The following is a 23,130-nucleotide window of genomic DNA, read 5'->3' on the forward strand; positions in this document are numbered from 1 at the left end:
AGGGCGCGCGCCTGAACCGCGCGCGCCAACTCACGGAACGCAATTGGCCCTTGTCAAACCCCGCGGCGCGGAATGATCCCCGCGGTTCCGTGACGTCGTCTATTTGTATCGGGGGACTTGCAGATTTTATTCTTTACTCGTGCAATTGCATGGTCTTGGTTCATTGCAAGGGATCGCGTTCCGGGTGGAGCGCGTCCAGTGAGGTTTCGAGTGGCGGGGATTTGGTATGGTATTTGGGCCTATTGCAAAATCTGGGATCTGTGCGGTTCTGGCGCTGGCGATGACGGGGTGTCCCGCAGTGCTTTCGGCAGAGGAAAACCAGAAGGTCGAGCTCAAGCTCGCCGATGTCGGCGTCTCGACACATTCGGAATATGGCAAGGGCGTGGAATTGCAGATCAGGTCAGATGCCGTATTGCCGGATGGAACCGTCGAGGGGAAATTCCCGGAACTCTCTGCCGCGATCTGCAATTACTATGCGCCGCGGGTGCTGCCGCTCATCGCCCAGCAGGCGCAATTGACCGCCCCTGACTTTATCGGTGTCAAGCTGTTGCTGGGAAATGGTATGGTCGGGAAGTATCTCTTCCAGGCCTATGCGGTCGAGGATGGGAGCTGCGGGGCACCGCTCTGAACGGAGCGCGCCCAGCTTGCGTCAGCCGCGCAGTCGAATCCCGTGGACTTCAGCCCAGTTCCAAGGTTGCGACCGCATGCAGGCCGGGGCCGGGCAGTGGCGCGGGGCCTCGGTACATGCGCGCCGTGTGGAACATCGGCGCCAGCCCCATCTCGAGGCAGTGGCTTGCGAGCTCCGCCGACTCGGTCGGCAGGTCGATCATCACCTGCGCATCGCCGCTGTGCTGCGCCGCCGCCTCGAGCAGCGTCTTGGCCACGTCGAGATCGGGTGCACAGAGCGGACCGATCTTCCAGCCGACGCGGCAACGGCGCAGCGTCAGGAAGCCGTCCGGGGTTCCATTGCTGCGATGAACCAAGGTGAAACGCGTCTGGTCCGGCTCCAGCCAGGCGGCGCAGAAGGCGGGCTTGGCGTAGCCGCAGGCCCGGCGCTCCATCTCAATAAGCAGCGGATGGTCCGCCGCCGAGGCCGAGGTCACGCTCTTGCCGTTCCCGGCGCGCAGCGCCCCGGCGTAGCGCTTGGTCTGCCCCGCCAAAACGAAGCCGGATTTCCGGTAATTCTCCTGCTGCGCCGGCACGCCATCGAGCCCGACGGTGCGCGCACCCGCATGTTTCAGCGCGTGCAGCCAGAGCGCATGGGCGATGCCCTGCCCGCGATAGGCCGGGGCGCAGAGGTAAAGTCCGAGAAAGGCGAGGCTGTCCGTGTGGTTCACCACCGAGATGGCCGCCGCCATGTTGCCGCCCAGCTCGGCGCAGAAGAAGCCCCCGGGGTCGGTGTCGTAGAAGACGCCTAGGTCTTCCAATCCCGGGTTCCAGCCTTCCTCGGCTGCCCAGTCGAGCGCCCGGTCCAGGTCGGCCCGGGTCATGGTCCGCAGCATCATGGCCGCAGGGCGTCGCGCAGGGTCTGCGGCGGCGGCGGCGCCTCGCGCAGATCGAGCGACGACAACAGGTCGAGCAAGTGGCCTTTCATCATTTCCTCCGCCGTGGCGCCGTCGCCCCGTTCCAGGGCGTTGAGCAGCGCCTCGTGCGCATGAGTTTCGCACATTGCCTTGGGTCTGCGCCAGTAAAGAGCGATGACCAGTGAAGATCTTGCGATCAGCTGGGTGATGAACTCGGCGATGGTGGACTGGTCGGCGATGCGCGCGATCTCGATGTGGAACTCACCCGAGAGCCGCAGCGCGGTGCCGAAATCGCCGCGGTCGAGCGCCGCGTGCTCGGCCTTGTTGTGGGCGCGCAGCCGGGCGATTCCCTCGGGGGTAATGCGCTCGGCCGCCGAGCGGGCGGTGCGCGGCTCGAGCAGGGCACGGGCCTCGAAGACCTCGCGCGCCTCGCGCATCGAGGGTTCGGCGACGAAGGCCCCGCGGTTCGGCTCGATGGTCACCAGCTGGTCGTGCGCCAGCATTTGCAGCGCCGAGCGCACGATGGTCCGGCCCACGCCGAAAATCTCGCCGACCTCGTCCTCGTTCAGCTTGAGGCCCGGCGCCAGCCGATGTTCGTGCACCGCCAGCGTCAGTGCATCGGCGACGGCGCGCGCCTTTGACCCCTTGCCGCGATCCGTCTCTTTGGAGGCCTTTGCCTTCTCTGTGGTCACATGCGTCTCCCTTCGGAACCACTGTCCTTTACCGCGATGCCTCGCACAAGAGAGCGGGGTAACGCATGGGATCGTTTGATGGATCGTGTACAATCTGTATCTAAAAAGTGCACATGGACCGGGAACATTGGTGAAAATTTGGGCGGGTTTCAGAATTTTCCCCGCCCGTACTGCCCCCGGGCTTCGTTTTTCGCAGGCCGCGGGCACAGGATCGGGAAGCAACCGCAGCCGCGGACCTGGGGCCTGATCAACGGGGGACACATGCGCCAAGGACTCGATCTCGAACTCGTCGGCCTAACAAAGCGCTACGGTGACACGGTCGCTGTCGATGCGATCCACCACCACTTCGGCCCGGGCGTCTATGCCTGCCTGCTCGGACCCTCGGGCTGCGGAAAGTCCTCGACGCTGCGGATGATCGCCGGGCACGAGACGGTGAGCGACGGCTCGATCGTCCTGGGCGGCTCGGACATCTCCTACCTGCCGCCGGCCAAGCGTGGCACGGCGATGATGTTCCAGAGCTACGCGCTTTTCCCGCACCTCACGGTGGCCGACAACGTCGCCTTTTCCCTCAAGATGAAGGGCGTCGATGCCGCCACCCGCCGGAAGAAGGCGATGGAGATGCTCGCCCTCGTCGACATGACGCAATACGAGGGGCGCCTGCCGTCGCAGCTTTCGGGCGGCCAGCAGCAGCGCGTCGCGCTGGCCCGCGCGCTGATCACCGAGCCGCAGATCCTGCTGCTCGACGAGCCGCTCTCGGCGCTCGACCCGTTCCTGCGAATCCGCATGCGCGCCGAGCTCAAGCGGCTCCAGCGCGAGCTTGGCATCACCTTCGTGCATGTCACCCACGGTCAGGACGAGGCGCTGGCCCTGGCGGACGAGATCGTGGTGATGAACAACGCGGTGATCGAGCAGGCGGGCAGCGCGCGCGACGTGTTCAACGCCCCGAAGACCGAGTTCGTCGCCCGCTTCATGGGCGGCCACAACGTGCTGGCGCTGCCGCAGGGGCGCTTCGCCATCCGCAACGACCTGACCCGGCTCGCGCCGCAGCAGGGCGCCAAGCTCGATGGCCGGGTCACCTCGGTCGAGTTCCAGGGCGCGCATGTGGCGGTCACCATCCTCACCGCTGGCGACCAGGACGTCACCGCCTGGGTGCCCGAGGCGCAGTTCTTCTCCGATCCGAAATCTCCCGGCGACGGCGTGGGCCTCAGCTGGGACGAACAGGCGCTGCATCCGCTCCGCGCCTGAGCCCAGAGAGGCCGCCGCCCGGCCGCTTCTTCTCTTTTCAAATACGCATTTGCCCAAGACCCAAAACAGAAAAGACTTCTCACAGGGAGACCAGAATGACCAAACCGACCCTCAGCCGCCGCAGCCTGCTCAAGGGCGCCGCTGCCGCCGGCGCCGCCAGCGCCTTCCCCGCACCGATGATCTGGGCGCAGAACATCAAGGACGTGACCCTGCGCCAGTTCGGCACCGGCGTGTCGAACCTCAACGAAGTGGGGCAGAAGGTGAAGGAAGACCTCGGCTTCACGCTCGAGATGACCGCGCTCGACTCGGACGCCGTCACCCAGCGCGCCGCCACCCAGCCCGGCAGCTTCGACATCGCCGACATCGAGTACTGGATCTGCAAGAAGGTCTGGCCGACCGGCAACCTGCAGGCCATGGATGTCAGCAAGATCAAGAACTACGACAAGATCGTCGGCATCTTCAAGGACGGCAAGCTGACGCCCGAGTCGACCATCGCGCAGGGCACCGCGCCGCACACCGTCGGCTTCACCGACGGTCCCGACGGCACCACCTTCGCCTCGGAACAGACCAACTGGATGACGCTCATCCCGACGATCTACAACGCCGACACGCTGGGCATCCGCCCCGACCTCATCGGTCGTCCGATCGAGACGTGGGCCGAGCTGCTGAACCCCGAGTTCAAGGGCAAGGCCTCGATCCTCGACATCTCGTCGATCGGCATCATGGATGCCGCCATGGTCTGCGAAGCGATGGGCGAGATCGCCTATGGCGACAAGGGCAACATGACCCGCGAAGAGATCGACAAGACCATGGCGATCTTCACCGAGGCCAAGAAAGCCGGCCAGTTCCGCGCCTTCTGGAAGACCTTCGACGAGAGCGTCAACCTGATGGCCTCGGGCGAGGTGGTGATCCAGTCGATGTGGTCGCCCGCCATCACGGCGGTGAAGTCGCGCGGCATCGACTGCGTCTACCAGCCGCTGAAAGAGGGCTACCGTTCGTGGGGCGGCGGCATCGGCCTGTCGAAGAACCTCTCGGGTCTCGAGCTGGACGCGGCCTACGAGTACATCAACTGGTACCTCGACGGCTGGGTCGGCGGCTTCCTGATGCGCCAGGGCTACTATTCGGCGGTTCCGGAAACCTCGAAGAACCACATGTCCGAGAACGAGTGGGGCTACTGGTTCGAGGGCAAGGAAGCCACCGACGTCATCACCAACCCGTTCGGCGACGCCATGGCGCAGGCCGGCGAAGTGCGCGACGGCGGCTCCTTCGAGGAGCGCATGGGCTCCGTCGCCTGCTGGAACGCCGTGATGGACGAGAACCAGTACATGGTCCGCAAGTGGAACGAGTTCATCGCGGCCTGATGCGCCCGATGTGATCCAAGGATCGCCGCGCCCCGGATGTGCCGGGGCGCGGCACCTCATGCAGGGCCCCCCCTGCATCGAACGACCCATCTTCCGGAGGCCCCATGCGCGCTGGCGAAACGAACCGACATCTCTCCGGCTGGCTGCTGGCCTCGCCCCTGACGCTGGTCCTGATCCTCTTCCTGGTGCTGCCCATCGCGATGATCGTCGTCGTCAGCTTCTGGCAGGCGACGGAGTTTTCGATCATCCCGGCCTTCAGTTGGGAGAACTACGATTTCCTCTTCGGCTCGCCGGTGACCTACCGGGTGTTCGGCAACACCATCAAATACGCGCTGATCGTCTGGGCCTTCACGCTGGGGATCGGCTTCACCGTGGCCTATTTCCTCGCCTTCCACGTGCGCACCCAGACCTGGCAGATCGCGCTCTTCCTGCTCTGCACCATCCCGTTCTGGACCTCGAACATCATCCGGATGATCTCGTGGATTCCCTTTCTCGGGCGCAACGGGCTGGCCAACTCGGCGCTGATCTCGGCGGGCATCACCGACGAGCCGCTGGATTGGCTGCTTTACTCGGATTTCTCGGTGATCCTCGCCTTCGTGCATCTCTATACGCTGTTCATGGTGGTGCCGATCTTCAACACGATGATGCGCATCGACAAATCTCTGATCGAGGCGGCCTATGACGGCGGTGCCTCGGGCTTCCAGACGCTGACCAACGTGATCATCCCGCTGTGCAAGCCGGGCATCATGATCGGCACGATCTTCGTTGTCACATTGGTGATGGGTGACTTCGTTACGGTGCGCTTCATGTCAGGCTCGCAATCGGCCAACGTCGGCCGCCTCATCCAGAACGACATCGCGCTGCTGCAATATCCCTCGGCCTCGGCCACGGCGGTGGTGCTGCTGATCACCGTGCTGATGGTCATCGGCATCCTTCTGCGCTTCGTCGACATCCGCAAGGAGCTCTGATCCATGGACACCCGCCCCCGCTCCTTCTACGTGCTCGGCGCCTTCTTCGTGCTGTTCCTGCTGTTCCTCTACGGCCCCACCTTCACCATCGCGATCCTCAGCTTCCAGGGTCCGCAAGGGGGGCTCACCTTCCCGATGCGCGGCACCTCGCTGCACTGGTTCCACGACCTTTTCCAGCAGCAGGCCGTCGGGGACATCTGGGGCAGCTTCCGCCGCAGCTTCGCGCTGGGGCTCATGGTGATGGTGACCACCGTCGTCGTCTCGGTGATGGGCGGCCTGGCGTTCCGCAAGCGCTTCGCCGGAAACGCGGTGCTCTTCTACCTGGTGATCACCGCGCTGGTGATCCCCTCGATCCTCGTCTCGCTGGGCGTCGGCCTGATCTTCAGCCAGGCCGGGTTGCCGATCCACTGGGCCAGCTCTGGCTTCGGCTCGCAGCTCACATGGACGCTGCCCTTCGGCCTGCTGATCATGTTCGCCGTGTTCAACCGCTTCGACAAATCCTTCGAGGAGGCCGCCCGCGACCAGGGCGCGAGCAACTGGCAGGCGCTGCGCCACGTGGTGCTGCCGATCATCGCCCCCTCGCTGATCGGCGTCGCGCTTTTCGGCTTCACCCTCAGCTACGACGAATTTGCCCGCACCCTGCTGACCGCCGGCAGCTACAACACGCTGCCGCTGGAGATCTACGGCATGACCACCAATGTCACCACGCCGGTGATCTTCGCGCTCGGCTCGCTGACCACCGCCTTCTCGCTGGGGATCATCGGGGTGTTCCTGCTGACGGTCTGGTCGATGAACAAGAAGCGGGCGAAACAGGGCTCCGATGCGGGCAAGGGCATGGTCTGAGCATGGCCTTCGTCATCATCAATCCCAACAGCACCAAGGCGATGACCGACGCGATGCTGGAGGTGGCACGCGCCGCGGTGCCGGGTGTGGCGCTCGAGGGCTGGACCAGCGCCGAAGGGCCGCCCGCCATCCAGGGCCATGCCGACGGGCTGGAGGCCGCGCCGCCCCTGCTCGCGTTGATCGACAGGGCCAATGCCGAAGGCTTCGAGGGCATCATCATCGCCTGCTTCGACGACACCGCGCTGGCGCGCGCGCAGGCGCGCTCTGGGGTGCCGGTGATCGGGATCGGACAGGCGGCTTACCATCGCGCTGCCCTGCGCGGCTGGAGCTTCTCGGTGGTCACCACACTCGCAGTATCGGTGCCGATCCTCGAGGAGAACATCATCACCTACGGGTTCGAGCACCTGCTCGGCAAGGTCCGTGCCTCCGACGTGCCGGTGCTGGCGCTGGAGCAGGACCCCGACGCGGCGCGTGACGCGGTGGCGGCGGAAACCGCGCGGGCGATTGCCGGGGACGGCGTGGACTGCGTGATCCTCGGCTGCGCCGGCATGGCGAAGCTGACCGCGCATCTGCGGGAGCGTTTCGACAAGCCGATCATCGATGGCGTGGAAAGCGCGGCACGGCTGATTGTCGCGCTGTGACCCGCCCGGATTGAAGGCAACGGCCGCCGAGCGAGGCGCGGCTCAGGCCAGGGCCTTGGCCGCCGCTCGCACGCAGACCCCTGCTTTCGTCATCTTCGGCCAGCTCGCGATGATCGCCGCGCAGCCGGTCACCTCGTGCTGCGCCAGCAGCTCCGGCAGTTCCGCCAGATGTCCGGTGATGATCCGCTCTCCGGGCTTCGAGACCTCGACCGCGATGGTCAGCGGCGCGTCCTCGGGCATGCCCGTCTCGAGCAGCGCGCGGGTGATCCGCTCCGACTGGCCCACCGCCATGTAGAGCGCCAGCGCGACGCCGGGCCGCGCGTGGCGGGCGCAGTCGGGCATGGGATCTCCGGCGCGGGCGTGGCCGGTGGCCAGCACCAGCGCATCGGTCTCGCCGCGGGTGGTCAGCGGGATCCCGGCGCGGGCGGCGGCGGCCATGGCGGCGGTCACCCCGGGGACGATCTCGGTCTCGATGCCATGCATCCGCGCCGCCTCGAGCTCTTCGGCGGCGCGGCCGAAGATGCCGGGATCGCCGGACTTCAGCCGCACGACATTGCGGCCCTGCAGCGCGGCGGCGACGATCACCGCGTTGATCTGCTCCTGCGGCCAGGAATGCGCCCCGACCTCCTTGCCGACGAAGACCAGCTCGGCGCGCGGCCCGGCCAGCGCAAGCACCTCGGGATCGACGAGCCGGTCGTAGAAGATCACATCCGCCGATTGCAGCCGCGAAGCCGCGCGCAGGGTCAGCAGGTCCGCCGCGCCCGGACCGGCACCGACGAGGGCAATGGTTCCCTTGGCGGGCATCTCGTCCGGGGACGCGATCGGAAAACTGGGAAGAACGCTCATCTCGGGATCCTCATTCTGCGGCTTCGGGAGAGACTTCGGGGGCGGGGGTCTTCGCGCGGGCCAGCAGGGCGGCTAGCTCGGGGCGGCAGGAGCCGCAGTTGGTGCCGGCCTGAAGCGCCGCGCCAATGGCGTCGACGCTCATCAGCCCCTGCGTCTCGATCCCGTCCAGAATGGTGTTCACGCCGACATTGAAGCAGGCGCAGACCACCGGGCCCGGATCGGGCTGGTCGGCAGGGGCGCGGCCGGTGAGCACATGCGGCGCCTCTTCGCCGGGCAGCGTCGCGACATGGCTGCGCATGACCACCACCGGCTCGGGCGAGACGAAGAGCGCGGCGAGCAGCCGGCCCTCGGCATGGAAGGCGATGCGGACGGTGCCGCGGCGCGGATCGCTGACCACCTGCGCCTCGGCGCGTGGCAGGTCGAAGAGCCGGCGCGCCTCGGCTTCCCAGTCCTCGGGTGCCGCGCTGCCGGCCATCTCCAGCCGCCAGCCGTTCCCGGTGCGGGCGACGGCCCAGTAGTCGCTCTCGGGGGCCATCTCGGTGCAGGAGACGGCAAAGCCGTACCACTTGGCCTCATAGGGCGCGAGCGCAACCACCGCGCCCTTGCTCTCGGGCTGGCCAGAAATCGGGTCGGTGACAGGGGGCACAAGCGCGTCAATCCGGGCCGCGGGCGCGGTCTCGCCGGTCCAGTGCATGGGGGCGAAGACCTCGCCGCGCTGCACCTTGTCCGTGATCAGAGCCCGGAGCAGGGCGCTGCCGCGGTTCGAGGAGACCCGCACGAGGCTCGCCGGGGAAATCGCCAGCTGCGCCGCGTCCTCGGGGTGGATCTCGATGAAGGGTTCGGCGAGGTGGGCCGACAGCCGCGGCGAGCGCGCCGTGCGGGTCATCGTGTGCCACTGGTCGCGGATGCGCCCGGTGTTGAAGCGGAAGGGGAAGCGCGGCGCGGTCTTCTGGGCGAAGTCCTTCCACTTCACCGGCACCATGCGCGCCCTGCCGCTTTCGGTGTAGAAGGCGCCGTCGCCGAAGAACCGCCCGCCCTTGCGGGCCCCGGCATAGGGCCAGCGGAAGGGCGCAAGTGCAGCATATTCGCCATCGGTGAGACCCGCGTGGCCGGAGATGTCGAAATCCTTGCCGAAGCCGCCCGCGATGCCCGAGAGCGCGGCGTATTCGCGGAAGATCTCGGCGGGGGAGGCGTAGTCGAAAGCCGAGGGCCAGCCCATGCGCCTTCCCACTTCCGAGAGGATTTCCCAGTCAGGTTTCGCCGTGCCCGGTGCAGGCAGGGCGGCGCGCTGGCGCGAAATGGTGCGGTCGGAATTGGTGACGGTGCCCTCCTTCTCGCCCCAAGCCGTGGCGGGCAGCAACACGTGGGCGAGCCGGGCGGTGTCGGTGGCGGCGGTGATGTCGCTGACCACGACGAAAGGGCAGTCCTTGATCGCGTCGCGCACGCGGTCGGCATCGGGCATGGTCACGGCGGGGTTGGTGTGGATCACCCAGAGCGCCTTGATCCGGCCTTCGCCCACCGCCTGGAAGAGGTCCACGGCCTTGAGACCGGGCTTGTCGGGGATGGTCGGCGCGGACCAGAATTCGCGCACGGCGGAGCGGTGGGAAACATTCTCGATATCGAGATGGCAGGCCAGCATGTTCGCCAGCCCGCCGACCTCGCGCCCGCCCATGGCGTTGGGCTGGCCGGTCACCGAGAGCGGCCCCATGCCCGGCTTGCCGATACGGCCGGTGGCAAGGTGGCAGTTGAGGATCGAATTGACCTTGTCGGTGCCCGAGGAGGACTGGTTCACCCCCTGCGAGAACACCGTGACCACCTTCTCGGTGCGCACGAAGAGGTCGTAGAACTTCTGCAGCGTGGCGGCGTCGAGCCCGGTGCGCGCGGGATCGTCGTCCGAAGCGGACTCCAGCGCCGCGGTGAACCCCTCGACATGCGCCATGAACGCCTCGTCCACCGCACCCTGTACGGCGATCTCGGTCAGCAGCCCATTGAACAGCGCCACGTCGGTCCCCGCCTTCAGCGGCAGGTGCAGGTCGGCGGCGTCGCAGGTGGCGGTGCGGCGCGGGTCGACCACGACCACCTTCATCTGCGGGCGCGCCTTCTTGGCGGCGACGACGCGCTGGAACAGCACCGGGTGGCACCAGGCAAGGTTGCTGCCCACCAGCACCACGAGATCGGCCTCTTCGAGGTCCTCGTAGGTGCCGGGCACGGTGTCGGTGCCGAAGGCGCGCTTGTGGCCCGCCACGGTCGAGGCCATGCAGAGCCGCGAGTTGGTGTCGATGTTGGCCGAGCCGATGAAGCCCTTCATCAGCTTGTTGGCGACGTAGTAATCCTCGGTCAGCATCTGGCCCGAGACGTAGAAGGCCACGCTGTCGGGCCCGTGCTCGGCGATGGTCTCGCGGAAGCGCAGGGCAACGAGATCGAGCGCGGCGTCCCAACCCGTCTCGATCCCGTTGACACGAGGCGCGAGCAACCGCCCCTCGAGGCCCAGCGTCTCGCCCAGCTGCGAGCCCTTGGAGCAGAGGCGCCCCTTGTTTGCAGGGTGCGCGGGGTCGCCGCGCACATCGAGCCCGCCCGCCCCGTCGGGGCGCAGCAGCACGCCGCAGCCGACGCCGCAATAGGCGCAGGTCGAGCGGATTTCGGGCAGGCCCGAGCCGTCCATCACGCGGCACTCCGCTTTCCGACGGCGATGCCGTCGAGCAGGATGCGATCCCCGTCGAGCCGCACCGGGTAGGTGGCGATGCGACCCTCGTCGGCGCCCTGCGCCTCGCCTGTGTTCAGGTCGAACACCCAGTTGTGCAGCGGGCACGTGACCTTCTGGCCGTGCAGGATGCCCTCGGACAGCGGCCCGGCCTTGTGCGGGCAGGTGTTGGAGGCGGCAAAGACCTCGGCCTCGGCGGTGCGGAAGATCGCCACGCAGCCCACCGGCGTCTTCACCAGCCGCGCCCCGCGCAGGGGGATGTCGTCGATATGTCCGATGTCGATCCAGTTCATTCCGCAGCCTCCAGCGTGAGATCGGCGAGCGGGTGGAAGCGGCGTGCCACCTCCGGCTTGGCCTGCTCGGCCCAGGGGTCCTTTTGGTAGACGGACTGGGAGAGGTCGAAGCGTTCGACCAGCGCCTGCCGCTCGGCGGCGTCGGCGAGGGTCTCCTTCACCCAGTCGAGCCCGACCTTGGCGACCCATTTGTAGGGCCGGTCGAGATACTTGGCGTTCTCGCGGTAGAGCTGGATGAAGGCGACGGTCCATTCCATCGCCTCTTCCTCGGTGGGCACGTCGACCAGACGCTCGGTTTCCTTCACGTCCATGCCCGCGGCCCCGGCGACGCCGATCTGGAAGCCAGAGTCGACGCAGACGATGCCGACGTCCTTGCAGGTGGCCTCGGCGCAGTTGCGCGGGCAGCCCGAGACACCCAGCTTGACCTTATGCGGCGTCCACGAGCCCCAGAGCCGCCGCTCGAGCGCGATGCCGAGCCCGGTGCTGTCCTGCGTGCCGAAGCGGCACCATTCGGAACCGACGCAGGTTTTCACCGTGCGCAGACCCTTGGTGTAGGCGTGGCCCGAGACCATGCCGGCTTCGTTCAGATCGTGCCAGATGCCGGGCAGGTCTTCCTTCTTCACGCCCAGCAGGTCGATGCGCTGGCCGCCGGTGACCTTCACCGTGGCGCCGTATTTCTCGGCCGCCAGCGCGATCGCCATCAGTTCCTGCGGCGTGGTCATGCCACCCCACATGCGGGGCATCACCGAATAGGTGCCGTCCTTCTGGATGTTGGCGTGGTTGCGCTCGTTGACGAAGCGGCTTTGAGGGTCGTCCACATAGTCGAGCGGCCAGTCGGCGAGCAGGTAGAAGTTCACCGCCGGGCGGCAGACATGGCAGCCGTTGCGGGTGGTCCAGCCCAGTTCCTGCCAGACCGCCTCCTGCGATTTCAGCTCCTGCGACTTGATCAGGCGGCGCACGTCCTCATGGCTGAGGTCGGTGCAGCCGCAGACCGATTGCGCCGCGGGGATGACGAAGGCATCACCCAGCGTCGCGCTCAGGATCTGCTCGACCAGCCCGGTGCAGGTGCCGCAGGAGGCGCTCGCCTTGGTCTTCGCCCGCACCGCGCCGAGGTCCCCGGCGCCGGCGTTGATTGCGTCTTCGATCTGTCCCTTGCAGACGCCGTTGCAGCCACAGATCTCCGCGTCACGCGGTAAGGCTGCAACGGCCGCCATAGGGTCCGCAGCGGCCCCCCCCTGGTAGGCCGGTCCGAAGATCAGCGTCTCGCGCATCTCCTCGACATCGGTGGCGTCCTTGATGAGGCCGTGGAACCACGCACCGTCGGCGGTATCGCCATACATGACCGCGCCGATCAGGCGATTGCCTTCAAGGATCAGCCGCTTGTAGACGCCGCGCGCGGGATCGCGGAAGACGATGTCCTCGCGGCCCTCGCCCTCGGCGAAATCGCCCGCCGAGAAGAGATCGCAGCCGGTGACCTTGAGCTTGGTGGCGACCTCCTTCTGAACGAAGCGGGCCTCCTCGCCGAGCAGGGTCTTGGCCAGAACCTTGGCCTGATCGTAGAGCGGCGCGACAAGGCCGAAGATCGCCCCGGCGTGCTCGACGCATTCGCCAAGGGCCAGAACATCGGGGTTCGAGGTCACCATGTGATCGTCGACAACGATGCCGCGGTTCACCTCGAGACCCGCCTCCTTGCCAAGCGCGGTGCTGGGGCGGATGCCCACCGCCATGACCAGCAGGTCGCAGGGCAGTTCCGTGCCGTCGTCGAGCTGCAGGGCGCGGACATGGCCGTTGTCATCCGAGAGGATCTGCTTCGAGTTGGCCTTGCAGTGGACGCGGATGCCCTTCTGCGTGAGCGAGCGGCGCAGCAGGTAGCCCGCCGCCTCGTCCAGCTGGCGCTCCATGAGGTGGCCCATGATGTGCACCACGTCGACCTCGGTGCCGCGTGCGGCCATGCCGGCGGCGGCTTCCAGCCCCAGAAGACCGCCGCCGATGACCACCGCGCGCTTGCCTGCGCCGAGGGCCATCATCGCTTCCGTGTCCTCGAGATCGCGGTAGGGGATCACCCCCGGCAGATCGTGGCCCGGAAGCGGGATGATGAACGGGTTAGACCCGGTGGCGATGACCAGCTTGTCGTAGGGCAGGGCGCCGTTCTCGCCGGTGACGACCTTGTTCTCGGTGTCGATCGCCACGACCTTCTCGCCGAAGCGGCAGGTCACGCCGCGCTCTTCGTACCAGGCGGCGTCATGGGTGACGATCTCTTCGTAGGTCTTCTCGCCCGACAGCACCGGCGAGAGCATCAGGCGGTTGTAGTTGCCGCGCGGCTCGGCGTTGAACAGGGTGATGTCATAGGCATCGGGGTTTGCGTCGATCAGGTGTTCCAGCATGCGGCCAGAGGCCATGCCGGCACCGATCACGATGAGTTTCTTCGTCATGTCGGTCACTCCGCTGCGATGGCCGCGGGGGCGGCTTTGGGCTTGGACTGGTTGCCGTGCTCGTATTCCTCGAGGAAATCGAGCACCTCCTGGCGGTAGGCGTAGTAGTCGGGGTGTTCGAGCAGCGCCTTGCGGGTGCGCGGGCGGGGCAGGTTCACATCGGTGATCTTGCCGATGGTCGCCTGCGGGCCGTTGGTCATCATCACCACGCGGTCGGCCAGCAGGATCGCCTCGTCGACGTCATGGGTGACGCAGATCGCGGTGACCTTGGTGCGGCTCCAGACTTCCATGAGAACCTCCTGCAGCTCCCAGCGGGTGAGGCTGTCGAGCATGCCGAAGGGCTCGTCGAGCAGCAGCAGCTTGGGCGAGAGGGCGAAGGCGCGGGCGATGCCGACGCGCTGCTTCATGCCGTTGGACATGTCGGCGGCGCCGCGGTCCATGGCATCGGCAAGGCCGACCCGCTCGAGGTAGTATTCCACCACGTCCTGACGCTCGGCCTGCGACGCCTTGGGATAGACCTTGTCGACGCCGATGGCGCAGTTCTCGCGGGCGGTGAGCCAGGGGAAGAGGTTCGGCGACTGGAACACAACGGCACGCTCGGGATCGGCGCCCTCGACGTGGCGGCCATCGAGCTTGATGGCGCCCTTGGAGATCGAGTTCAGACCTGCTGCCATGGTCAGCACGGTCGACTTGCCGCAGCCCGAGTGGCCGATCAGCGAGATGAACTCGCCGCGGTTGATCTTGAGGTTGAAGTCCTCGACCACCGTCAACGGCCCCTTGGGGGTGGGGTAGATCTTGTGCAGTTGCGAGAAGTCGAGGAAGCGCTCGTCGATCAGCCCTTCCTGCGCCTGCTGCACGGCGGCGGGCAGCGCGTGGATCGGGGTGACGTTGGGCAGGATGCGCGAGCCCTCGACCTTGCCCTTGATGCCGACGTCCATGAGGTAGCCGGTAACCTCGGCGCGCAGCTTCTTGAAACCCTCGTGGTGGTTCATCTCGCTGCGCTCGCGCGGCCGGGGGATGCTCACGCGGAATTCCTGCCCGAGCGTGCCGTCGGGGTTCAGCGCGATGATCCGGTCGGCAAGGGTGATCGCCTCGTCGACGTCGTTGGTGATCAGCACGCAGGTTTTCTTGTCCTGCTCCCAGATCGCCTCGATCTCGTCGGCGAGGTTGGCGCGGGTCAGCGCGTCGAGCGCCGAGAGCGGCTCGTCGAGCAGCAGCATCTGCGGCGACATGGCAAGCGCCCGGGCGACGTTGACCCGCTGGCGCATGCCGCCCGACAGCTCGGCGGGACGGCGGTGGGTGGCGTGCGAGAGGCCGACCATCTTGATGTAATGGGCGGTCTTCTTCGACTTCTCGGTCTTGCTCATCTCGGGGAAGACCGCGTCGAGCGCGAGGCGCACGTTTCCCTCGACGGTCAGCCACGGCATCAGCGAGTAGTTCTGGAAGATCACGCCGCGCTCGGGGCCCGGGCCCTCGATGTCGAACCCCTTGAAGGCGACGCGGCCCTTGGAGGGCTTCTCGAGCCCGGCCATCAGGTTGATCAGCGTGGTCTTGCCGGTGCCGGAGAAGCCGAGGATCACGAGGAACTCGCCTTCTTCCACCGAAAGATTGATGTCCTTCAGCACGTGGGTCGCATGGGTACCCTCGCCGAAGCTTTTCGAGACGTTCTGGAACTCAAGGATGGCCATGGCGCTCACCGGTTGTTCGAGAAGGTGAAGAGGGACTGCAGGGCGAACATCACGCGGTCGAGCAGGAAGCCGATGATGCCGATGGTGAAGACCGCGACCATGATCTTGGCCAGCGAGGACGACGAGCCGTTCTGGAACTCGTCCCAGACGAACTTGCCGAGGCCGGGGTTCTGGGCGAGCATCTCGGCGGCGATCAGCACCATCCAGCCCACACCGAGCGACAGGCGCAGACCGGTGAAGATCAGCGGCAGGGCCGAGGGCAGCACCAGCTTGGTGATCTTCGTGTAGGTGTTCATCTTGAGCACCTTCGAGACGTTCACCAGATCCTTGTCGATCGAGGCGACGCCGAGTGCGGTGTTGATCAGCGTCGGCCAGAGCGAGCAGAGCGTCACGGTGATCGCCGAGATCAGGAAGGATTTCGAGAACATGCCGTCGTTGGTGGCATAGGCGGCCGAGACCACCATGGTCACGATCGGCAGCCACGCGAGCGGCGAGACCGGCTTGAAGATCTGCACCAAGGGGTTGATCGCGGCGTTGGCGGTGGGCGAGAGGCCGGCGCAGATGCCGAGCGGAATGGCGACGGCGGAGGCGATCAGGAAGCCGAAGAACACGGTTTTGATCGAGGTCCAGATCTGCTGGTAGTAGCTCGGCGCGCCGGTATAGGCGACCTCCTTGACCTGGTCGGCCTTGCCCGCGGCGATCAGCTTTTCATTGCGCTGGGCCACCATGGTTTCGAACTTCGCCTGCTTGGCGGCCTTGGCCTCTGCGTCATGGTGCAGGTTGACCGCCTCGGCCCAGACCTGCGCCGGGCCGGGCACCGCGCCGAGCGAAGTCTGCACCTGCGGCGCCAGCGTGCCCCAGAGCAGAAGGAAGGCGGCGATGGCGACAAGCGGCACGCCGAGCAGGCGCCAGACGTCCTTCATCTGGGCCTTGGGATTGTCGCCGGCGGCGGCCTTGAGCAGCGGGGTGATCCAGGCAAGGCCGAGCACCTTGAACCAGGCGTCCGCCTTGTTGATGCGGGTGAAGAGACGCGCCCGGCGAGCCTCGCGCTCGGCGTCTCGGGCGAAATCGGGGTCGACGGTGGTCATGGGTCCGGGTCCTGGGTCTGGATGGCGCTGGGCGGGAGCGGCGCGCATCGGGATGAGGAAGAGGGGAGGAAGGGGACCGGGGGTGAGGGTGCTCCGGTCCCCTGAGCGATCAGCCCTGAACTTCGTTGCCGACGACCTTCTGGTCGCCCTTCAGGCCGATCGGCAGGCTGTCGAGATAGGCGTTGGGCGCCTTGCCGTCGTAGGCGATGCCGTCGATGATGTCCTCGGAAGGGGTCGGCGCCTTGTAGCCGTCGCTGTCCCAATCGAAGTCGGCCTCGTTGGCGAGACCCTCGTCGACGAGCGCGCGGGCGGCCTCGAGGTAGATTTCCGGCTTGTAGACCGACTTCGCCACCTCGTCGTACCAGCTGTCGGGCTTGGACTCGGCGATCTGCCCCCAGCGGCGCATCTGGGTCAGGTACCAGACCGCGTCGGAGTAGTAGGGGTAGGTGGCGTTGTGGCGGAAGAAGACGTTGAAGTCGGGAACCTCGCGCTTGTCGCCCTTTTCATATTCGAAGGTGCCGGTCATCGAGTTGGCGATCACCTCGGGATCGGCGCCCACGTATTCCGGCTTCGACAGCAGCTCGACCGCCTCCATGCGGTTGGCGTTGTCGTTCTCGTCGAGCCACATGGCGGCGCGGATCAGCGCCTTGACCACGGCCTTGGTGGTGTTGGGGTTTTCCTCGGCGAATTCGGCGGTGATGCCGAAGACCTTCTCGGGGTTGTTCTTCCAGATCTCGTAGTCGGTGATCACCGGCACGCCGATGCCCTTGAACACGGCCTGCTGGTTCCAGGGCTCACCCACGCAGTAGCCCGAGATGGTGCCGGCCTCGAGCGTGGCGGGCATCTGCGGCGGCGGGGTGACCGAGAGCATCACGTCGGCGCTGATCTGGCCCGAGATGTTTTCCGGCGAGTAGAAGCCCGGATTCAGCCCACCGGCGGCGAGCCAGTAGCGCAGCTCGTAGTTGTGGGTCGAGACGGGGAAGACCATGCCCATGTTGAAGGGTTTGCCCTCGGAGCGGAATTTCTCGACCACCGGCACCAGCGCCTCGGCGCTGATCGGGTGCTGCGGCAGCCCGGCGTCGGTCTCGGCGATGTTCGGCTTCATCATTTCCCAGACCTCGTTCGACACGGTGATGCCGTTGCCGTTCAGGTCCATCGAGAAGGGGGTGATGATATGCGCCTTGGTGCCGTAGCCGATGGTCGCGGCAATCGGCTGGCCGGCCAGCATGTGCGCGCCGTCCAGGGTGCCGCCGATCACGCCGTCGAGCAGCACCTTCCAGTTGGCCTGCGCCTCGAGGGTGACGAAGAGCCCCTCGTCGAGGAAGTAGCCCTGCTCGTAGGCGACGGCGAGCGGCGCCATGTCGGTCAGCTTGATGAAGCCGAAGGTCAGCTCGTCCTTTTCCAGGTCTTGGGCCAGCGCCGGGGAAACAAGCGCGGTGGAGGTGGCGAGAGCGATGAGAAGTTTCTTCATGGTCGTTCCGTCCCTTTGAGGAGGTCCGGTTTGCGAGGCGCCCGGACCAAATGAAAACAGCCGCTGACACACCGTGACAGGCGTCACGGGGGTCGAGCGGCTTTGCTCATGGATCCCAGGCGTTGGGAGAAATCTTCGGGTCGGGCGCCATTGCCTGACCATGGGAAAGCTTGTGACTCAGGCTGCCCCTGCGATCAAAGGAAAATCCTTAATCCGGCACGAGGCGCGAAGGATTTCGCGCCGCGGTCATGCTGCATGCGCAAAATGACGGCATCAGGTTTCACGAGGCTCAAAAATGCGGCCATCGAAGAATCGATCCGGACCGAGGAAGAGCTTGCCTGATTCCGACGCGACGGGCATCCGCGTGGACAGGCTGCCTTCCAGCTTCGACGAGGCACCGGGCAGATCGGCGCTGGTTCCGGCCAGCGCGGCGCGGTGCAGGTCAGATCGGAAGGTGGCGCGCGCGGCCCTCGCCGCCGCGTCCGGATCGAGCCCGGCGCGGGCGGCAAGCTGGCGTCCGATCCATTCGGCCTGGCTGCGCCACGGGAAGGTGGCCGCCCCCGAATGGAACTCGAGCATGCGCGGCACCTGCCGCTCCTCGCCCTGCGCCGAGATCACCATGCGCCCGGTCAGCGCCCGGTCCAGCACCTCGGCAGGCACCCCGAGATAGTCGGGGCGGCTGAGGATCTCGGAGGCGAGCGAGCGCGAATCCGGCTCGGCCAGCCAGCGCCCGGCGCGCCAGGTGGCACGGATCAGCCGGCCCAGCAGCGACTGCTCGGTCTCGGCCCAGTCGCTGCGCACCGCCAGCACCTTTTCCGGCGCGAAGGACCAGATCGCCGTGCCGGGCAGCAGGAGCGCGCCGACGCCGTTCTCCACCGCCATGCTGCCCCAGGGCTCGCCGACGCAGAAGGCGTCGATTTCGCCTGCCTCGATGGCGTCGGCCATCAGTGGCGGCGGCACGGTGCGCACCTGCAGCGCGTCCGGCACCGACAGGCCGAGCGCCGAGAGCCAGTAGTAGAGCAACTCGGCATGCATGGAGAAGGGGAAGGGCACGCCGATGCGCAGGGTTTCGTCGGAAGCGGCGATCAGCGCCGCGCCGGCGGCGCGCGCATCTTCGAAGCCGAAGTCGTGGCCCTGCGCCCGGAGCTTCTCGGCGAGCGCATTGCTGACGCCGATGACATTGCCATTGACCGAGAGCACCGAGACCGCCGACAGCGCAACCCCGGCCCCGCCAAGCCCCAGCGCCGCGGCCACGGGCAGCGGCGAGAGCATGTGCGCGGCATCCACCCGGCCGAAGCTGAGCATGTCACGCAGACTCGACCAGGAGGGTGCGCGCTTGAGGTCGAGCGCGATGCCCTCCTCGGCGGCATAGCCCATCTCCTGCGCGAGGATCAGCGGCGCGGAATCGGTGAGCGGGATGAACCCGACGGAAAGCGTGGTGGTCTTCATCCCAGCAGCCCCGCCGCGGTCACCAGCGCCTGCGCCACGTCGGCGACGCGCTTGCCCTGGTCCATGGCGGCCTTGCGCAGCAGCGCGTAAGCCTCGTCCTCGCCGACGCCGCGGGCCTTCATCAGCATGCCCTTTGCACGGTCGATCACCTTGCGCTCTTCCAGCGCGCGCTTGGTCTCCGCAAGCTCGGTGCGCATCCGCTGAAACATGCGGAAGCGGGCGATGGCGGCATCGAGAACCGGCTTCACCCGCTGCGGCTTCAGCCCGTCGACGACATAGGCGGAGACGCCCGCCTCGATCGCCGCATCGGTGAGACCGTCGCCGGAACGGTCGACGAACATGGCCACGGGGCGCTCCATCGGCCCGCTGGCCAGCGCCAGTTCCTCGAGCGTGTCGCGCGAGGGGCTTTCGAGGTCGATGAGCACCACGTCGGGATTCAGTGCCTGGATGCGGCGCGCAAGCCCTGTGATGTCGGAGACGAGGTGGATGGTGAACTCCCCGGCGTCGCGCAGGCTCTGCTCGATCAGCAGGGCGCGTTCCCGGTCGGTTTCCACGATGGCGATGGAGAGCTGGGCGGAGGAGGACATGGCTTCTATTCGCCACGCCGCCGCGAGGCTGTAAAGCGGCGTCGCGCGCCGGAGGGGTCACATATCGGGCAGGTGCTTAAATCTTGGGCGGCGGCCATTGGGGGAGGGGGCGGAGGGGGCTCTGCCCCCGTCTGCCTGCGGCAGACTCCCCCGGCGTATTTGGCAAGAGAAGAAGGCGGCGGGGTTCAGAGATCGAAGAGCGCGGCGCCGAAATAGGCGGGGGCGAGCAGGGCGCGACGGAAGCCGCCGAGCGGAAAGCGGGCGGGGGGTGCCTGCATCACCAGCGGGTGGCGCGCACGCGGGCGCCTGCCCTGTGCGATGTCGGCCAGAAGCAGGCCTGCGTGGCTGCCCATGGCGACGCCATTGCCGTGGAACCCCATGCCGGCGAACAGGCCGGGATGGTCGGGCACCGCGCTGACATAGGGCGAAAGCCGGGCCATGAGGCAGACGAGCCCGGCCCATTCATGGCTGATCGCCACCTGTTTCCAGGCGGGGAACATGGCGTGGAACTCCCTGCGGATCTTGGCGCTGATGGCCTTCTGCGCGCGCGGCGTCGCCGTCAGCCCCCCGCGCATGCCAAAGAGGAAGCGGTTGTCGGGCAGCAGGCGGAAGTAGTGCAGCAGCTGGCGGGTATCATAGGCCATCTGCCGCGAGGTCCAGCCGGCGGCGGCGCGCTGCGCCTCCGAGAGCGGTTCGGTGACGATGACGCTGGATTGCACCGGCATGTAGCGCCCGCGCAGCCAGTCCGGCAGGTCCTCGGAGGAATAGCCGTTGGTGGCGAGGATCACCCGGTCGGCGGTGAGCGTGGCCCGAGGCGTGGTGAGGTGCCACTTTCCGTCCAGATGCCGCAGCGCGGTCACCGGGCTGTGGCCGTGCAGCGTGGCGCCGGCAGTCTGCGCGGCGCGGGCGAGACCGGCGTGATACTTGCGCGGGTTGAGCGCAAATCCGAGCGGTGTGGTCATCGCGCCGTGGAAGGGGCCGCCGAGGCCTTCGTCCGCAAGCTCCTCGCGCGGCGTGAGACGGGGCGTGACGCCGTAGAGCGCGGGCAGGGTCCCGGCGCTTTCCCGGAGCGAGGCCCAGGCGCGCTTGGTATGGGCGAGCAAGGTCTCGCCCTCGGAGTGGGTGTCGGCATCGATGCCATGCGCGGCGATCAGCGCGGCGGCGGTCTCGATCGCGGCGCGCTCGGTCTGGCACCACTCGCGCAGGCCCTGCTCGCCGTGCCGCTTGCGCAGCAGGCTGTGCGGCGCCTTGGCGCCGCCGAGGCAGCAGAAGCCACCGTTGCGCCCCGAGGCGCCGTAGCCGGGGTGCTCGGCCTCGAGCAGCACCACCTCCACCCCGTCCTGCGCCAGATGCAGCGCGGCGGAGAGCCCCGTGAAGCCGCCGCCGATCACCGCGATCTCGGTATGACGCGGGGCCTCGAGCGCGGGCCAGTCCATCGGCGGCACGGTCTCCGCCCAGAAGCACGCGCCCTGCGGCCCGTAGGCCGCAGCTTCGTAGATGCGTTTCATCTGCGGTCCCTTGCTACTCGGCGCGGATCGCCGCCTGCTCGTCGCGTCGCTGGGCCACCGCCGCCCGCTTCGACAGGATCGAGGCGGTGATCACGCCGACCGTGACGATGGCGATCATGATGGTCGAGAGCGCGTTGATCTGCGGGCTGACGCCGAGGCGCACCGCCGAGAATATCTTGATCGGCAGGGTGGTGGCCGAAGGGCCGGTGGTGAAGCTGGCGATCACCAGGTCGTCGAGCGACAGGGTGAAGGCGAGTAGCCAGCCCGAGATCACCGCCGGGGCGATGATCGGCAGGGTGACCAGCCGGAAGGCCTCGAAGGGCGAGCACCCGAGGTCGAGCGCCGCCTCTTCCAGCGACTTGTCGAAGGTGGTCAGCCGCGAGGAGACCACCACCGAGACGTAGCACATGGCGAAGGTGGTATGCGCCAGAACGATGGTGAAGACGCCTCGGTCGAGGTTGATGCCGATGAAAAGAAGCAGCAGCGCGAGGCCGGTGATCACCTCGGGCATCACCAGCGGGGCGTAGATCATCCCCGAGAACAGCGTGCGCCCGTGGAAGCGCCCGGCGCGCACCAGCACGTAGGCGGCCATGGTGCCGAGCACGGTGGCCAGGGTGGAGGAGAAGACCGCCACCTTCACCGTCACCCAGGCGGCGTCGAGGAAGGCCTGGTCGCGCAGCAGCTCGCCGTACCACTTGGTCGAGAAGCCGGCCCAGACGGTGACCAGGCGGCTTTCGTTGAAGCTGTAGAAGACCAGCAGCACCATCGGCAGGTAGAGGAAGGCGAAGCCGAGGGTCAGCGAGACCGTGTTGAACCAGCTGAAGCGTCTCATGCCCGGCCTCCGGCTTTGTGTCCGGCGGCGGTGCCGGTGCGTATTTGGAAAGAGAAGAAGCGGCGGGGGCTCATCCTTCGGCCTCCCGCTGCTTCTGCTCGTTACGCTGGAAGAGGATGATCGGGATGATCAGGATCAGCAGCAGCACCACGGCCACGGCGCTGGCCACCGGCCAGTCGCGGTTCGAGAAGAACTCTTCCCAGAGCACCTTGCCGATCATCAGCGTGTCCGAGCCGCCGAGCAGCGAGGGGATGACGAATTCGCCCAGGGTGGGGATGAAGACGAGGAAGCAGCCGGCGATGATGCCGTTGCGCGACAGCGGCCAGGTGACCAGCCAGAAGGCCTCGAGCCGCGAGCAGCCGAGGTCCTCGGCGGCCTCGAGCAGCGAGCCGTCGAGCTTCTCCAGCGCCGAGTAGATCGGCAGGATCATGAACGGCAGGTAGGTGTAGACCACGCCGATATAGACCGCCGTCGTGGTGTTCATGATCTGCAGCGGCGTGTCGATGATGCCGAGCCAGAGCAGCACCTGGTTCAGCACGCCCTCGTTCGACAGGATCCCCATCCACGAGTAGACGCGGATCAGGAAAGAGGTCCAGAACGGCAGGATCACCAGCATCAGCAGGGTCGGGCGCCATTCTTCGGGCGCGCGGGCCATGGCATAGGCCACCGGGTAGCCGACGCAGAGCGTGAGCGCCGTCGAGATCGCCGCGATCTTCAGCGACGACAGGTAGGCTTTCCAGTAGAGATCATCGGTGGTCAGGAAGGTGAAATTCTCGAAGTCGAGCTCCGAGAAGAAGCTCTTCAGCCCCTCCCAGCCAGCGGCGAGGTCGAGCTGCGGCGCGTAGGGCGGGCGCGACAGGGCGATGTCCGAGAGCGAGATCTTCAGGACGATCAGGAAGGGCACGAGGAACAGTGCCAGCAGCCACAGGTAGGGGATCGCGATGAGCACGAAGCGGCGCATG

The 23,130-nt window shown here is 67.0% G+C and carries 20 protein-coding genes; 6 read left to right on the forward strand and 14 right to left on the reverse strand.

Annotation, left to right across the window (positions count from 1 at the left end):
- Positions 1-226 precede the first annotated feature (226 nt).
- A complete protein-coding gene (locus IQ782_RS12105; protein WP_194134904.1) occupies positions 227-628 on the forward strand; it encodes a hypothetical protein in 402 nt (133 codons plus the stop codon).
- 49 nt (positions 629-677) lie between these two features.
- On the opposite strand, the gene IQ782_RS12110 is transcribed toward IQ782_RS12105, so the two are convergent.
- Together IQ782_RS12110 and IQ782_RS12115 are read right to left on the reverse strand one after the other, a co-directional pair.
- Positions 678-1,490, reverse strand: coding sequence for a GNAT family N-acetyltransferase (locus tag IQ782_RS12110; protein WP_240989255.1), 813 nt, complete (start codon positions 1,488-1,490; stop codon positions 678-680).
- 11 nt (positions 1,491-1,501) lie between these two features.
- Positions 1,502-2,215, reverse strand: coding sequence for an FCD domain-containing protein (locus tag IQ782_RS12115; RefSeq protein ID WP_194134905.1), 714 nt, complete (start codon positions 2,213-2,215; stop codon positions 1,502-1,504).
- Positions 2,216-2,476: 261 nt separating this feature from the next.
- Between IQ782_RS12115 and IQ782_RS12120 the strand changes: the two genes are divergently transcribed.
- The 5 genes from IQ782_RS12120 to IQ782_RS12140 all read left to right on the forward strand — a co-directional run bounded on the left by IQ782_RS12120 (position 2,477) and on the right by IQ782_RS12140 (position 7,273).
- A complete protein-coding gene (locus tag IQ782_RS12120) occupies positions 2,477-3,460 on the forward strand; it encodes an ABC transporter ATP-binding protein (RefSeq protein ID WP_194134906.1) in 984 nt (327 codons plus the stop codon).
- A 95-nt stretch (positions 3,461-3,555) separates the two neighbouring features.
- Positions 3,556-4,821, forward strand: coding sequence for an ABC transporter substrate-binding protein (locus IQ782_RS12125; RefSeq protein ID WP_194134907.1), 1,266 nt, complete (start codon positions 3,556-3,558; stop codon positions 4,819-4,821).
- 104 nt (positions 4,822-4,925) lie between these two features.
- Positions 4,926-5,789, forward strand: a complete 864-nt coding sequence (locus IQ782_RS12130; RefSeq protein ID WP_194134908.1) for an ABC transporter permease — start codon at positions 4,926-4,928, stop codon at positions 5,787-5,789.
- 3 nt (positions 5,790-5,792) lie between these two features.
- Positions 5,793-6,632 carry an ABC transporter permease gene (locus IQ782_RS12135; protein ID WP_194134909.1) on the forward strand — a complete coding sequence of 280 codons (840 nt, stop codon included), beginning with the start codon at positions 5,793-5,795 and terminating at the stop codon, positions 6,630-6,632.
- Positions 6,633-6,634: 2 nt separating this feature from the next.
- Positions 6,635-7,273, forward strand: coding sequence for an aspartate/glutamate racemase family protein (locus tag IQ782_RS12140; protein WP_194134910.1), 639 nt, complete (start codon positions 6,635-6,637; stop codon positions 7,271-7,273).
- 42 nt (positions 7,274-7,315) lie between these two features.
- Here the strand turns inward: IQ782_RS12140 and cobA are convergent, their stop codons facing one another.
- The 12 genes from cobA to IQ782_RS12200 all read right to left on the reverse strand — a co-directional run bounded on the left by cobA (position 7,316) and on the right by IQ782_RS12200 (position 23,129).
- Positions 7,316-8,119, reverse strand: coding sequence for a uroporphyrinogen-III C-methyltransferase (gene cobA, locus IQ782_RS12145; protein ID WP_194134911.1), 804 nt, complete (start codon positions 8,117-8,119; stop codon positions 7,316-7,318).
- Positions 8,120-8,129: 10 nt separating this feature from the next.
- The gene (locus tag IQ782_RS12150) at positions 8,130-10,781 is read right to left on the reverse strand and encodes a nitrate reductase (protein ID WP_194134912.1); all 2,652 of its coding nucleotides are present in this window, start codon (positions 10,779-10,781) and stop codon (positions 8,130-8,132) included.
- Complete coding sequence (gene nirD, locus IQ782_RS12155) at positions 10,781-11,113, reverse strand: nitrite reductase small subunit NirD (protein WP_194134913.1); 333 nt, start codon at positions 11,111-11,113, stop codon at positions 10,781-10,783. The genes IQ782_RS12150 and nirD overlap by 1 nt, the downstream gene beginning before the upstream one ends.
- A complete protein-coding gene (gene nirB, locus IQ782_RS12160; protein ID WP_194134914.1) occupies positions 11,110-13,545 on the reverse strand; it encodes a nitrite reductase large subunit NirB in 2,436 nt (811 codons plus the stop codon). Before nirB ends, nirD begins: the two co-directional genes overlap by 4 nt.
- A 5-nt stretch (positions 13,546-13,550) precedes the next feature.
- Positions 13,551-15,233: an ABC transporter ATP-binding protein gene (locus tag IQ782_RS12165; RefSeq protein ID WP_194134915.1), complete on the reverse strand. Its 1,683-nt coding sequence runs from the start codon at positions 15,231-15,233 to the stop codon at positions 13,551-13,553.
- Between the two features lie 5 nt (positions 15,234-15,238).
- Positions 15,239-16,321, reverse strand: coding sequence for an ABC transporter permease (locus IQ782_RS12170; protein WP_194134916.1), 1,083 nt, complete (start codon positions 16,319-16,321; stop codon positions 15,239-15,241).
- Between the two features lie 109 nt (positions 16,322-16,430).
- Positions 16,431-17,792 (reverse strand): CmpA/NrtA family ABC transporter substrate-binding protein, encoded by a 1,362-nt coding sequence (locus IQ782_RS12175; RefSeq protein WP_194134917.1) that lies wholly within the window; start codon positions 17,790-17,792, stop codon positions 16,431-16,433.
- Between the two features lie 273 nt (positions 17,793-18,065).
- Positions 18,066-19,241 carry an ABC transporter substrate-binding protein gene (locus IQ782_RS12180; RefSeq protein WP_194134918.1) on the reverse strand — a complete coding sequence of 392 codons (1,176 nt, stop codon included), beginning with the start codon at positions 19,239-19,241 and terminating at the stop codon, positions 18,066-18,068.
- Positions 19,238-19,828 carry an ANTAR domain-containing response regulator gene (locus IQ782_RS12185; protein ID WP_194134919.1) on the reverse strand — a complete coding sequence of 197 codons (591 nt, stop codon included), beginning with the start codon at positions 19,826-19,828 and terminating at the stop codon, positions 19,238-19,240. The genes IQ782_RS12180 and IQ782_RS12185 overlap by 4 nt, the downstream gene beginning before the upstream one ends.
- A gap of 185 nt (positions 19,829-20,013) precedes the next feature.
- On the reverse strand, positions 20,014-21,336 hold the full coding sequence (locus IQ782_RS12190) for an NAD(P)/FAD-dependent oxidoreductase (protein WP_194134920.1): 1,323 nt from the start codon (positions 21,334-21,336) through the stop codon (positions 20,014-20,016).
- Between the two features lie 13 nt (positions 21,337-21,349).
- A complete protein-coding gene (locus IQ782_RS12195; RefSeq protein ID WP_194134921.1) occupies positions 21,350-22,168 on the reverse strand; it encodes an ABC transporter permease in 819 nt (272 codons plus the stop codon).
- A 70-nt stretch (positions 22,169-22,238) separates the two neighbouring features.
- A complete protein-coding gene (locus tag IQ782_RS12200; protein WP_194134922.1) occupies positions 22,239-23,129 on the reverse strand; it encodes an ABC transporter permease subunit in 891 nt (296 codons plus the stop codon).
- Position 23,130 lies beyond the last annotated feature (1 nt).

Origin of the sequence: Salipiger mangrovisoli (genome assembly GCF_015223355.1) — a bacterium.
In the GTDB taxonomy this organism is placed as follows: domain Bacteria; phylum Pseudomonadota; class Alphaproteobacteria; order Rhodobacterales; family Rhodobacteraceae; genus Salipiger; species Salipiger mangrovisoli.